Here is a 12542-nt window from a genome sequence, read left to right as displayed (position 1 = left end):
GGTGATCAGGGCCGGATCCGCCCCATGCAGACGCTGTTACCAGCCGAAGAGATGGCTGAACGTGCCGCTCTCCCACATCACATAGAGACCTAGCAGGAGATACACGATCGCGGAGATCCAGCGGCCATATTTGCCCAGGACGACGGCGATTTGCGGGAGACGGACCAGTTCGTAGCCAATCAGGCAAAAGAGACTTAACATCACGAGAAAAGTGAGGAGGATCACGCCGATTTCTCCGGTTGAGAGGGGGACGAATAGGGGCACATAAATGCCGATATTATCCGCGCCGCAGGAACTGGCCGTGATCAAAATGACGTTTAGGATCAGGCTGCGCTGATGTTTGATTTTCTGTTGGATGGCATCTTGATCATCATCGTCGGGTTCGATCAGCAGGTGGATCCCCAAGTAAATCGGGATCAAGCCTAAGAAACCCAACAGCCAAGTCGCCGGGACGAAATGGAGCACGAAGGCCATGATCAAAGCGGTGCCAACGAGAATGCTGGTGCCGAGGAGATCACCCCAGTAAATGGCCCAACGGTCGCGCCGATTTTTGGCACGGCCAAAGAGTAGCATCAATATGATCAGATAATCGATACTGGTGGAAATGTAGGCAGTGGCGCCGGTAATGATTAAGTTTAGCATTAGCTTTGCCTCATTTCTGCTGACTGGAACAGGCCAACGGAGTCGCGGCCGTCCAGTTTAAGGCCGTGCTGACCCGATCGATCTCCTGAAGAAGCACGGTGATCTCAGGTGAACTCAAACGATAGAAACTGTATTTTCCAGAGCGACGCTGCTTGATCAAACCGCAATCCCGTAGGCACGCTAACTGTTGTGAAATATTTGATTGACTAGTCGTGCCGATCTGTGCGGTCAATGTATTGACCGTGGCCTCGCCTTGGGTGAGTTGCTCAAGAATCGTTAGCCGCGTGGGATTGTTTAACGCGTGGATCACTTTTTGCTGTAAAATCGTGGTCATGATCATTGGCTCCTTTATTGATTTCGTTAGACTAAAAAAACGAGGCGAAGATTCAGTTTAGCGTCATCATATTAACACTTATTAATATGATTGACAAGATGCAGCTAACGGCCTTTTTATTAGCGTGACACGCAAAATTGAAAAGACTTTTTAGTACTGTTTGATTGAATGATCGCGCTATACTAGCGGTAGAAAAGAGGGGTGCAGATGGTCGAGGTCACGCTAAAACGCGTTCAGGAGACGGAACTTGGTACAGTTTGGCAAATGCAACAGCAATTTTTTGCCACGCCAACGCAAGACCAAATGAGATTTGTTGATTCTTTAGCCCAGATCCATTGGCGGTTCCGTAATGAGCAGAACAATTATTTCTTTATCTTATTTGGCGATCAACGTGCTGGCTATTTGCGACTTCAACGGGATAAGACTGGCCAGCGGGGGCAACTCAGTCCACTGGTACTTTTATCTGACTTTCAGCAGTGTGGGATCGCTAGTCAGGTCCTGACCTTGATCGAAATGACCGCTCCGGAAATCCGTGTTTGGCAAGTCCGACTGCAACTGACAACAAGCTTAGCGCCGATTTTAGCAAAGCAGGGTTATCAGCAGGTCGATGACGGATATTGGCGGAAAATCAAGGATTGACGTTTTGCTTTGTTGAGTTGGGGGACTTTGTGATGAAAAAAGAACAGTCAAAAACGGATGAGCAGCAAATGGCCGAAGTTCGTCAAAAACTAGAAGAATTGCATCAAGATGATGGCCCTAAATTGAAAGAACATTTAGACGTTTTTGACGATGCAGTGATTGCAATCATCATTACGGTCATGGTATTGGAGGTGCCACTCCCCAATAATACCGTGGGAAGTTATCGTTTATTTATGCGCGCGATTTTGATTTTTCTGATCAGCTTTTTCATGGTGGCCAATTTCTGGTACGAAAACCACCAGACTTTCGCGATTTTACCGCGGGCCGATAAAAAATTCTTATTAATGAACTTTGCCTTTCTCGCGGCGCTCTCACTATTGCCATTATTGACCAAATGGTTGATGCAACAGCCGACTAATCTGGCCGTGGCCAACATGGGCTTCGACTATTTGATCATCAATATGTTACGCCGTCTCATGGTCAATCACACTAATCGAGAACTTTTTGGAAAAACTGGTGCCGCACGGACTTTCTTTGATCAGGTTACTCGTTGGCGGATCCTTGGTGGCTTTTTATTAAACATTGCCTTGATCGGGGTCGCCTTTATTCAACCGACGGTGGCAATGATTTTTTATTTGGCCCTACCGATCATTTCATTTGTTTTTCCCAGTGATCGGGTCAAGTGATCAGCTCTTCCATTCGATACTATGTGCTACAATTAGAAGAGCACTTGTTGATAGGCAATCTGATAGATAAAATCGAGGTCAAGGACATGGGAAAAAACTGTTTTATTTGCCAACGTATCGCTATGATCGAGGATCATAAAAATCCGTATTTTGTTAAAGAAATGGCTACTGGTTATGTTGTTCTAGGGGATAGCCAATACTTTCCCGGATATACGCTATTCTTGGGTAAGGAACACATTACGGAACTGCATTTGATGCCCGAAAAATTGAAACGACAATTTCTTAATGAGATGAGCCTGGTCGCGGAAGCGTGTTCGCTTGCTTTTCATGCGGATAAGATGAATGTCGAGCTGTTGGGAAATGGCGATGCGCATGTGCACTGGCATCTTTTTCCCCGACATAATGGCGATACACCCAAGCCTGGTCCGATTTGGTGGGTCGATCCTAAAGTTATGTATGCAGATGAGACTGCACCAACAACGGAAGAATTAGCAGAAATGAAATTCAACCTACAAAAGGCAATTGATGTTGTTGAAGAAAAATATGCAAAGTAAATAATATTGATTCGCCGCAATAATTAGCCCAGTGCTAGTTGAAATCTCGAATGCTAGAAGAGCGCGGTGTTCCGCTGATTTATCCTAGAATCAAGAAAACGGGCAACCAACCATTCCGAAAAATACGAGCAACGCTTCTTATCAGTGTTTTTAGGATCCTTTTTTTCCAAACGCCATTTATAGATGATTTCGTTCGGCCCTGCATAACGCCGTTATAACAAAAAACACAGCCATGCAGTACTACCCTTTTTGTAAACTAAGCATTGATTTAGTTGCTAAGGGTCGCACAAGTATGGTTGTGTTTTTTTGAAACTTAATTGATTTTTCGTTTAGGATTCAGCAGGTTCATTGGGTCGAACAAGGCCTTGATCTGGTGCTGAACGAGATCGACTTCGGGGCCAAGTTCTTCGTTGTTCCACTGATTTTTCAATAACCCCACAGCATGCTCACCTGAGATCGTGCCACCGAGAGCTAAGGCCTTGCGAAACATTAGTTGCAACGCCGTTATAACGGCAGTCGGCACTTCTTTTTCCGCAGCTGGCCAGACGATCGTTGGGTGGACATTCCCATCGCCAGCGTGTCCAGCCGTGTAGATCGTTAAATGAAGTTGGGTGGCGATCTGCTGAATATAGTCGATCATTTCTGCCAGCTTTGATAAAGGCACCGCCATATCTTCCATAACATGTTGGCCGTTGGCGAAAACTGCGGGCAACATGTCGCGACGTAATTGCATGATCTGATCTGCCTTGGCAGGATCACTGGTCAAGGCCAAATGTTGCGCCCCGTTTTTTTCGAGGATCTGTTTCGTTGTTTCAAGAATGAGATCATTGTAACTATCCAAACGTAAAATCAGCATCGCGCCGCTATTATCAGCATAGTGAGTTTTTTTATAGCGATCCAGCGCCGCGACGGTAGGGGCATCCAGTGCTTCCAACATTGCTGGATAAGCACCCGAACCCCGTAATTCAGCAACGGCCTGCGCCAAAGTGGTCATATCCTTGAAGAAGGCCTGACCTGTGATGGCCCCACCTAACGGGATCGGGAATAACCGCACCGTGATCTCAGTAATGATCCCCAATGTTCCTTCTGAGCCGACAAAAAGCTGGGTCAAGTCATAACCAAAGGCTTGTTTCAATGAGCGCCCGCCTAATTTTAATTCGCGGCCATCTGCTAGGACAACAGTTAATCCTAGTACCGAATCTTTCGTTGCGCCATAACGAACGGTGCTCATCCCACCAGCGTTTGTGGAGACATTCCCGCCGATCGAGGAGATCGGTTTCGATCCAGGATCAGGCGCATAGAACAAGCCTTGCGCCCGGGCCGCTTTATCCAAGTCACCATTGATCACGCCGGGCTCCACGATCGCGATTTGATCGACGGGATCGATTTCTTTGATCTGGTTCATTTTTACCATGGAGAGTACGAAACTATCGGCGATCGCATCTGAACCTGAGACTGTGCTGGTCGCCGTTGTTTCTGGCACGATCGGGATATGGTAGCGCCGGGCCGTTTGTAAGACGCCTTGGATATCAGCGACGGAAGTAGCCTCGATATAGGCTAAAGGTAAGCCACTAGCCAATTTGACGCCGTACTGGTCGTTCTCGTGGGCCTTTAAGGTCGCGACATCGCTATGAATGGCACTAGCAGTGACATGTTGGCGCAGATCAGCAATAATTTCCTCATTCGTATAAGCATTGAATTTAACCATTGAATTCCTCCTGAGCTAGGCAGGATCCTGTCAGCTTATTATCATTTGATTATGGTCACTTTAGCACGTTGTTGACGATTGTCAAGAATTAACAGATCGCCAAGCAGGTAGGTTGCGATCAGCATTGCCTAGCGTTGAATTGGGTAAATGAACGACATTTTTGCAAGCGGCACCAATATACTGATCTAAGTTCGAGCAAAGAAAAATCGTTTTATTTTTTGTTGCAATTACAACAAAAATAGTTTAAACTAAAAAAGCCAAGAAAGGCGGATCAACTAATGACAGAAATTTTGAGAAGAATTGGTGAAGTTGCGCGGATTTTTGATGCCGTGGCGAATTTGGAATTCAAGTCACTTGCATTAACCAGAGGTCAGTACCTTTATTTAGTACGAATCGCCGAGAATCCTGGGATCATCCCAGATCGATTAGCGAACATGGTCAAGGTTGATCGTACTACGGCAGCCCGCGCCTTGCAGAAATTGGTGGATAGCGGCCTAGTTGAAAAAAGAAGCGATGCGAATAATCAAAAAAATCGCCAGCTTTTTGTCACGGAAGCTGGTCAACAGGCGGCGACTTTGATCCAGCGGGAGAATCAGTTGTCTGAGGCCACGGCGCTGCAAGGTTTTTCTCCTGAGCAGTTGGTGGCGTTTGCGGCGGACTTAGATCAACTCTTGCAGAATGTTCGTCCGCTTTGGTTAAATGCGAAGCAGGGAAAAACGCGTGAGTATTAAGGTTGCGATTAGTAGTGACAATCGACAAAATAAGAAAGTAGGCGTGGATATGGTAGTTTTGCACCAATGCACCTTGAATGATTTAGCAGAATTACAACAACTGAGTCGAGCAACATTTATAGATACCTTTGGCGGGGTAAACCAAGCGGCGGATTTAAAGGCCTATTTAGAGCGAGCATATGCGACATCTGTGTTAGCGGCTGAATTGGCCAATAGGGATTCCTTTTTTTATTTCTTGCAGGATCAAGGTACGACCGTTGGTTATTTGAAACTTAATGTTGAAAAAGCACAGACGGAGCATGTGGCCCCTAATGCATTAGAAGTAGAACGGATCTATATTTTACCGGCCTATAAACGCCATGGTTTTGGTCATCAATTGATCAAACAAGCCGAGCAGCAGGCGTTACGTCTGCATAAAACGGCGTTATGGTTAGGCGTCTGGGAACACAATGAGCCTGCTCGCGCCTTTTATCAAAAAAATGGCTTTCATCAAGTCGGTCGTCACACCTTTCAATTGGGAAGTGATCAACAGAATGATTTGATCCTGATCAAATCGCTTCATTGATCAAGGTGCAGCGATCAAAAAGGCACTCAGGTCGGTCATCTTTGCTAAACTCAAGGCCAAACTCAAGAGGGAGCTCAAGCATAGTAGGTGAAGCAAGTCGTAGCGTTAACTGACGTTCTTAAAAAAGAGCACAATACCCAGAATCGACCTGGACCAATTTGGCGGAATGGCCAGCTAAACCTCAGAGATCTGCGGGCTTGACCTAAATAGTGTATAATAGAATTGAGTTATTAATTGTTAGCTGAGTCCGTAGACCAATTTTTGAGGGCTCGGTGTCATTATTTAGGAAAGGTGACGTTATGGCAAGTCCAGTGAACAAACCAATGTATAAGATCGAGTTGTTTGAAGAAAATGAACTGAATAAGCATTTTCACGAGAACCAGGTTTTACCTTTTTATTCCGAATTGTTAGGGCACGTGGTTCGCGGCCGTATTACCAAGAAATACCGTTATTCTTGCATGATCGATATTTCGCACTCACAGAAAACAACAGACTTTCAAAAAGAACAGTATAATTCGCGGATCGTGGTCAGCTATCGTGATCTGCAAACGGAAGCGGTTCAGTAACGCCTTTTTTGAAGAAAATCGATTTGACGCATGAAATTTGACTAAGGGATGATTTGAATGGAATACTATACACTTCGTGATGGCTTGCGTTTACCAAAAGTTGGGTTTGGGACCTATCAACTGAATGGGGCCAGCGGTGTTAACGCCATGAGTTCGGCTCTGCAGCAAGGCTATCGACTTTTAGATACAGCCTACAATTACGAGAATGAAGGGGCTGTTGGCGCGGCAATCAAGCATTCCGGTCTCTCGCGGGCGGATGTGTTGGTAACTTCAAAATTGCCAGGCCGTTATTATCAAACGGATCAGGCGATCCAAACGATCCAAGAATCGCTTTATCGGAGTGGGTTGGATTATTTTGATTTGTATTTGTTACATTGGCCTAATCCACGGCGGGATCAGTACGTCGAAGCCTGGCAGACCTTGATCACGGCTAAAAAATTTGGTTTGATCCGGTCGATCGGCGTCTGCAATTTTTTGCCTGCTCATTTGGCGCGATTGCAAACAGAAACAGGTGAACTCCCAGTGGTCAATCAGATCGAACTACATCCGTATTTCAATCAGGCTGCTCAGCGCGCTTATGATCAAGAATATGGTATCTTGACTGAAGATTGGAGTCCGTTGGGTCGGGCCAGCGTCATGTTGAAAGATCCGCGCTTACAGACATTAGCGACTAAGTATGGTAAAAATGTGGGTCAATTGATTTTGCGCTGGGAAGTTCAACATGGGACTTTACCGATCCCTAAGTCGGCTGATCCGGTTCGTCAGGCCGGTAATCTGCAGGTTTTCGATTTCTCGATCTCGGCAGCGGATATGGCGCTGATCGATGCGTTAACGCGGAAAGATGGGCGGACCACGGATCAAGATCCAGCCGTCTACGAAGAGTTTTAGATTACTAATAAATCGAAGTTCAATCTAGTTTGCCAGTCTTCAAAGTTGCGTTATGATAGAACTAATAAAAAATCAAAGGGAGCATTAGTCATGCTGGCTTTTATCTGTTGCGCTGGTGGGGCCACGTCAAGTTTGTTTTGCAGTCATATCGCTCAAGCCGCTGACCCTGAAGAGATCCATTTCGATGACCTTAAAACCTTATTGGATCATTATGATGACTTGAGCAGGCGTTATCCGATCTTGATCGGTTATGGTAGCGAGCAGTTGGTGGATTGGCGGCGGGTGAACACAATGTTTCGTCCCTATGTGGATCACGTTTTTGTTTGTCCACAAGTGCGTTATCGAACACCAGTCTTGCGTCAAACTTTAGCGCCTGTGGGGATCCCAGTTGATGATCTGGATATGCGGATGTTTGGTACGATGAACGGTGAACTCGCGTTACGGACGATCATTCATGACCTACACCCGCGTTCTGCGGCGGCCAAGCAGACAATGACACCTCATGGCTTGGAGCAGTAAGATCTTTCTTGATATTCACTTGATTTTTGAGAAGGTTGATTTGATCAACTTTCTCTTTTTTTGCAAAAAAATAGAGTAAGCTCGTATTGTTGTACGGAGTTTTAGTGTAGAATGGCTGTATCATGTCCTGGCATAGGTGGAAGAAAAATGACCAATCGTTATCGTAGTGTCTTTGATATTATCGGCCCGATCATGATCGGACCCTCTAGCTCGCATACAGCCGGCGCAGTGGCGATCGGTCACGTGGCGAATCGGTTGTTTCACGCGCCGATCAAAACAGTCCGAGTTCGTTACTTCGAGTCTTTTGCCCAAACGCATCGGGGCCACGGGACTGATTATGCAGTGATCGCCGGTGTTTTAGGCTTTGATCCGGCAGATCGGCGTGTCCCCAACGCGGTGGATCTGGCGCGGCGCCAAGGAATCGAGATTACCTTCATTGAAGATCAACACCCCAGTCCGATTGGTCACCCGAATACGGCGGCAATCACTTTGGAAAACGCTGAGAAATATTTAACGGTTTGGGGTTGTTCTGTTGGTGGTGGCGCGATCGAAATTCGGAAGATCGATTTTAACGGGTTGATTTTTGAACCACAGGGGAGCCTGCCATTGATTTATGTGGAGGCCGAGCAAGAAATTGGGCAGGCGTTGGATCAGATTTTCGGTGCGAATTATCGCCTGCCCCGGGTGACCTTGATGCGCGGCCGGCATCACATTTATCAGCTAGATCTGTTGGACAAGCCTTTCCCGGAACAATTGGAGCAGGCGCGGCGGATCAGTCAAGACTTGATCTCACTTTAAGGATAGGGCAAATATGATGTATGAAACAATTGCGGATTTGTTGGCAGCCGCGGCGGCGCAACAGCAGCCGATCTCAGAATTGATCATTGAACAAGAAATCAAATTGAGCCATAGTAGCCGCGAGATCATTTGGGCCACCATGGGCAAAAATCTGGAAGTCATGCACGAAGCGGCCATCAAGGGTGCCAGTGGTGCGGGGGTGACTTCAGCCACCGGGATCAGCGGTGGTGAAGCGGTTTTGTTGAAGAAATATCGGGAGAAGGGCCAGTCCTTGTCCGGGGATACCATGTTGTTGGCCATGCAAAATGCGGTGGCGACCAATGAAGTCAACGCCGCCATGGGCATTATTTGTGCCACGCCCACGGCCGGTTCTGCTGGGACTTTACCTGGCGTTCTCAGTGTGGTCACCGAACGTTTACATTTACAGCGGGATGATCAGATCCGCTTTCTCTTCTGCGCCTCGGCTTTTGGAATGATCGTGGCTAATCAGGCGATGATCGCTGGCGCCACTGGCGGTTGTCAGGCCGAAGTTGGCAGCGCCTCGGCCATGGGTGCCGCGGCTGCTGTGGAGGTTGCTGGCGGCACCCCGGAACAGGCGGCTCAGGCGTTTGCGATGGCCATGTCTAACTTGCTGGGGCTAGTCTGCGATCCCGTCGCCGGACTAGTTGAAGTGCCCTGCATCAAACGGAATGTGGTGGGCGCGGTCAATGCGTTAACGGCCGCCGACATGGCCTTGGCTGGATTGACCAGCCAGATCCCGGCTGATGAAGTGATCCTAGCGATGAAACGAATCGGGCAGAATTTGCCCGCTAGTTTGCGAGAGACTGGGCTAGGTGGTTTGGCCGCGACACCGACTGGGATCGCCTTGAAGATGAAAATTTTTGGTCAGGATGTTAGTATCCATCCTGACGATGAAAATAACGATTCGGCCCGGGAAAGTTAGCCAAGTAGTTACCTGAAAAGCAGTCGGTGATCGTTCTAGTTTATGGGAGCGTAAACTTAGTAGGATCCTACGGTCGATTTGATGTAGCTAGTCAGTTCAAAAATAGCCTTGTCCGCGAAGTTGATCGGACAAAGCTATTTTTTGATTTGTTTGGGTTTGTTTGTCAAAGAATGTTTTCCTGTTAAGTGACCTGCTAAAACTATGGTGACATTATTTCTTTTCACGTGATTCTTGGGAAGGGCGGGTTTGGTCGGCCGTAATTTTTTGTTGATGGTTTTTCGCGTGATTTTGCCACCAACCGATCAGCCAAGTAGTCAGCGGTACGATCAATAGTACACCAATAAAGGATTCCAGCAGGACCAAGGCCTCTTGGACGAAGAGCTTGTCATTCAGCAGTTTGTTGAGGCGATAGTTTAGCCGCAGATACCAAATGAATAACGCCAAGTTGCTCCCGAAAAAACCGAAGAGGATCGTATTGATCGCTGTTCCAAGAATATCTTGCCCCATTTGTTGGGCACTCCGTTGGTAGGCGGCGGGTTCAATCGTTGGTGTTTGCCGCAATAATTCCAACAATCCTGCATTCATGGCCACAGCCGCCTCGGAGATCGCCCCAAGAGTACTGAAGATCGCCACCAGCGCGGTGATCAACAGGTAATTGATGCCCGGCGCCGTCGCTAAGCCGATCAAGTCCTCGTCATCTTGATCGCCTAAACCAAAAGCCTGTCCCAACCAAGTCAGTCCTAGGATCAGCAGAACAATGATCACCGTGACTAATAGGGAACTAAGAAAAGCTTGATCGGCCAATTTTTGCTCATTAGTACCTAGATAAACGATCGTTGCTAATTTCAAGGGAATAAAAATCACCGCGATCAGCCAAATATTCGCGCCGCCAGCAATCAACCAAGCCGCCATAAAAATCAGGCAGAAATTGATCAAGATACTCAGATAACTTTTCAGCCCGGCGGTGCCACCCACCAAGACGATCAAGACTAACAAGACCAAAAGCAGTGCTGTCATCGTACTCATTGAGCCTGCGCCTCCTTGGTCAGTGGCCGTAGTAAGAAGCTAGCCAGGGTCGCGATCGGCACGGTCAAAACGATCCCGATCGCAGAGATCAGACTTTGTAAGACACCTAAAGATAGGGTGTATTCGAAGGTATAACTGATCGTGTTGTTGTCGCGCAAATAAAGAATCGTCATCGGCAGTGCCGCGGCCATGAAAATCAAGAAGAGTACATTGATCAGCGGCCCCATGATCTCCCGACCGATCGTCAAGCCGCTGTGCCAAAGTTGCCGCCGCGTCAGTTGTGGGTTATGCTGCCATAATTCACTTAGGCTGGTCACGATGTCTGTTGATTCATCCATAACTGCCCCCAAGACGCCCAGTAACGTTTGCCCTAAGAAAAGTGAGCGCGGACTTTGCGTAGCATAAGCAACGGCCATATAAGTGATGCCCTGTTCGTTCGTCGCACGCATGATGCCATAGCTTAGACCGAAGGCGATCACCAACGCCCCGATCGTACTGAGTAACATGATCGCCATTTTACGGCGCCAACCTTGATAAATAAGAAAGGTCACCGTCGCGAAAACAATCGCTGCCGAACTGTACAGCAGAATCGTTGCCGTACCATTACGCCAAATATCTAAGCGGAGCGTTACTAAGAATAGCAAGCAGTTGACGGTCACCGATAGTAAAATCAACCAACTTTTCTTAGCTAGGATCGCCACCAAAATCAAGGCGGTCACCGTTAGCGCCAAAATCAGAACCCAATCCCGTTTCGCGGTGAGAATATTCGCTTTACCCTGATGGGAAACTTGGACGTAGACACGCTGGTTGTGATAATAGCGCTGATTGATCAATTGCGAGGCGTCGTAATCATTGGTTACTTGGTAGGTCTGGCCTTGATGGGACCCATTGAGAATCCTGAGTGTCAGCCGTTGTTCGAATTGGGTGTCTTTGTTCTGATATTGATCCGTCTCCGCCTGGTGACTAACTGACTGGACCTGTGTTACTTGTGCTAACGTGCCCTTGCCCAGTGGGTGCTGGTAGGCCCAAAACGTGACGATGATTCCCAGAATGGCGATGAGTAACAACGCCGTTTTCTTCTTTGTTAATTTCATTTGCGAGTCCTATCTGATCTAGCGTACGTAAATCGTTCTAATTATTTCGTTATACGCCAATTGGCTGGTACCTGCAAATCATCACTTCGAAGTTTTGCAAAAATTTGGAATGATGTTAGGTTGGTCGTGGCTGGCACTGCGCGTGGCGTTGGTGGTTGGCAGATGTGGTGGGGCTCCAGGTCGGTCTGGGGGTGGTGGAACGCGGCGGGCACGACTTGAAGCTTTTCGGAAGTGCACCGAAAATCTTCAAGCTCGGCCTTATTGTAGGCGATAAATCGCCAACAATAATATCGCGGCTGACTCACCCCCAGCCCGACCTTCCGCCTGACGGATAAACAGCCCACCAACGCCAGAGTGCGGAACACAACGGGTTGACTTCGAGCATTAACCTAGCGTAGTTAAGCGCAGAAGTCAGTTGTGTGCAGCACGTTTCAACGTCACGCTCCGCTCCAGCCGCTCAACGTTATCATAATCATTTGAGCACTCACGCCAATTGGCCAGTTGTGGTCAATTAATGGGGAGCCACGCAATCGACAGCCATGGTTAGTGGTTACAATTTTCAAATCGGCGACACTAGTACAGTCCACCTGATGAATGGCAGCATGGTTATGATGAAGTATCTGAATCGGTCGACAGGTTCAACCAAAGTTGGTTTGGAATAGTTACAACGTTATCAACGCTTTTCAAACTGGTGGGCATAATTATCCGAATTCGTTGGTGTTGTCGTACCACTAGAAAAAGGACATTGTTTGACCACCACCCCTGCAATTAGGCCAGAAATCTGCAACAGAAACAGCGGCTTTTTGGCACCGGAACTTCCACTAAATTTTCTTTGCAATTCCGCGTAAA

General features: G+C 47.5%; 15 protein-coding genes. 10 read left to right on the top strand and 5 right to left on the bottom strand.

From position 1 onward, the window contains the following. Positions 1 to 36: 36 nt before the first annotated feature. Both OCU21_RS02580 and OCU21_RS02575 read right to left on the bottom strand, forming a co-directional pair. Positions 37 to 642, bottom strand: a complete 606-nt coding sequence (locus OCU21_RS02580; protein ID WP_261805943.1) for a CadD family cadmium resistance transporter — start codon at positions 640 to 642, stop codon at positions 37 to 39. Between the two features lie 10 nt (positions 643 to 652). Next, positions 653 to 976, bottom strand: a complete 324-nt coding sequence (locus tag OCU21_RS02575) for an ArsR/SmtB family transcription factor (RefSeq protein WP_261805942.1) — start codon at positions 974 to 976, stop codon at positions 653 to 655. A 207-nt stretch (positions 977 to 1183) separates the two neighbouring features. Here OCU21_RS02575 and OCU21_RS02570 point away from each other — a divergent pair, with 207 nt between their 5' ends. The 3 genes from OCU21_RS02570 to OCU21_RS02560 all read left to right on the top strand — a co-directional run bounded on the left by OCU21_RS02570 (position 1184) and on the right by OCU21_RS02560 (position 2855). Then, positions 1184 to 1615 carry a GNAT family N-acetyltransferase gene (locus tag OCU21_RS02570; RefSeq protein ID WP_261805941.1) on the top strand — a complete coding sequence of 144 codons (432 nt, stop codon included), beginning with the start codon at positions 1184 to 1186 and terminating at the stop codon, positions 1613 to 1615. Positions 1616 to 1647: 32 nt separating this feature from the next. After that, positions 1648 to 2301, top strand: a complete 654-nt coding sequence (locus tag OCU21_RS02565; RefSeq protein WP_261805940.1) for a TMEM175 family protein — start codon at positions 1648 to 1650, stop codon at positions 2299 to 2301. An 86-nt stretch (positions 2302 to 2387) separates the two neighbouring features. Further along, positions 2388 to 2855 carry an HIT family protein gene (locus OCU21_RS02560; RefSeq protein ID WP_261805939.1) on the top strand — a complete coding sequence of 156 codons (468 nt, stop codon included), beginning with the start codon at positions 2388 to 2390 and terminating at the stop codon, positions 2853 to 2855. 313 nt (positions 2856 to 3168) lie between these two features. Here the strand turns inward: OCU21_RS02560 and OCU21_RS02555 are convergent, their stop codons facing one another. Further along, entirely contained in the window at positions 3169 to 4563 is a 1395-nt protein-coding gene (locus tag OCU21_RS02555) for an FAD-binding oxidoreductase (RefSeq protein WP_261805938.1), read from the bottom strand. 278 nt (positions 4564 to 4841) lie between these two features. Here OCU21_RS02555 and OCU21_RS02550 point away from each other — a divergent pair, with 278 nt between their 5' ends. The 7 genes from OCU21_RS02550 to sdaAA all read left to right on the top strand — a co-directional run bounded on the left by OCU21_RS02550 (position 4842) and on the right by sdaAA (position 9573). Beyond that, the gene (locus tag OCU21_RS02550) at positions 4842 to 5294 is read left to right on the top strand and encodes a MarR family winged helix-turn-helix transcriptional regulator (protein WP_261805937.1); all 453 of its coding nucleotides are present in this window, start codon (positions 4842 to 4844) and stop codon (positions 5292 to 5294) included. After that, the gene (locus OCU21_RS02545; protein WP_261805936.1) at positions 5284 to 5859 is read left to right on the top strand and encodes a GNAT family N-acetyltransferase; all 576 of its coding nucleotides are present in this window, start codon (positions 5284 to 5286) and stop codon (positions 5857 to 5859) included. Before OCU21_RS02550 ends, OCU21_RS02545 begins: the two co-directional genes overlap by 11 nt. A 299-nt stretch (positions 5860 to 6158) precedes the next feature. Beyond that, positions 6159 to 6425: a hypothetical protein gene (locus OCU21_RS02540; protein ID WP_261805935.1), complete on the top strand. Its 267-nt coding sequence runs from the start codon at positions 6159 to 6161 to the stop codon at positions 6423 to 6425. Positions 6426 to 6482: 57 nt separating this feature from the next. Then, positions 6483 to 7313, top strand: coding sequence for an aldo/keto reductase (locus OCU21_RS02535; RefSeq protein ID WP_261805934.1), 831 nt, complete (start codon positions 6483 to 6485; stop codon positions 7311 to 7313). A 90-nt stretch (positions 7314 to 7403) separates the two neighbouring features. Beyond that, positions 7404 to 7832: a PTS sugar transporter subunit IIB gene (locus OCU21_RS02530; protein WP_261805933.1), complete on the top strand. Its 429-nt coding sequence runs from the start codon at positions 7404 to 7406 to the stop codon at positions 7830 to 7832. 147 nt (positions 7833 to 7979) lie between these two features. Further along, positions 7980 to 8630, top strand: a complete 651-nt coding sequence (locus OCU21_RS02525) for a serine dehydratase beta chain (RefSeq protein WP_261805932.1) — start codon at positions 7980 to 7982, stop codon at positions 8628 to 8630. A gap of 16 nt (positions 8631 to 8646) precedes the next feature. Then, positions 8647 to 9573 carry an L-serine ammonia-lyase, iron-sulfur-dependent, subunit alpha gene (gene sdaAA, locus OCU21_RS02520; protein WP_261805966.1) on the top strand — a complete coding sequence of 309 codons (927 nt, stop codon included), beginning with the start codon at positions 8647 to 8649 and terminating at the stop codon, positions 9571 to 9573. A gap of 210 nt (positions 9574 to 9783) precedes the next feature. Here the strand turns inward: sdaAA and OCU21_RS02515 are convergent, their stop codons facing one another. Together OCU21_RS02515 and OCU21_RS02510 are read right to left on the bottom strand one after the other, a co-directional pair. After that, positions 9784 to 10599 carry a YibE/F family protein gene (locus tag OCU21_RS02515; protein ID WP_261805931.1) on the bottom strand — a complete coding sequence of 272 codons (816 nt, stop codon included), beginning with the start codon at positions 10597 to 10599 and terminating at the stop codon, positions 9784 to 9786. Continuing rightward, positions 10596 to 11693: a YibE/F family protein gene (locus OCU21_RS02510; protein ID WP_261805930.1), complete on the bottom strand. Its 1098-nt coding sequence runs from the start codon at positions 11691 to 11693 to the stop codon at positions 10596 to 10598. The genes OCU21_RS02515 and OCU21_RS02510 overlap by 4 nt, the downstream gene beginning before the upstream one ends. Between the last annotated feature and the right edge of the window lie 849 nt (positions 11694 to 12542).

The sequence above is a fragment of the Lapidilactobacillus luobeiensis genome, assembly GCF_024345205.1.
Lineage (GTDB): Bacteria > Bacillota > Bacilli > Lactobacillales > Lactobacillaceae > Lapidilactobacillus > Lapidilactobacillus luobeiensis.
This window is presented reverse-complemented; position numbering and strand designations above follow the sequence as displayed.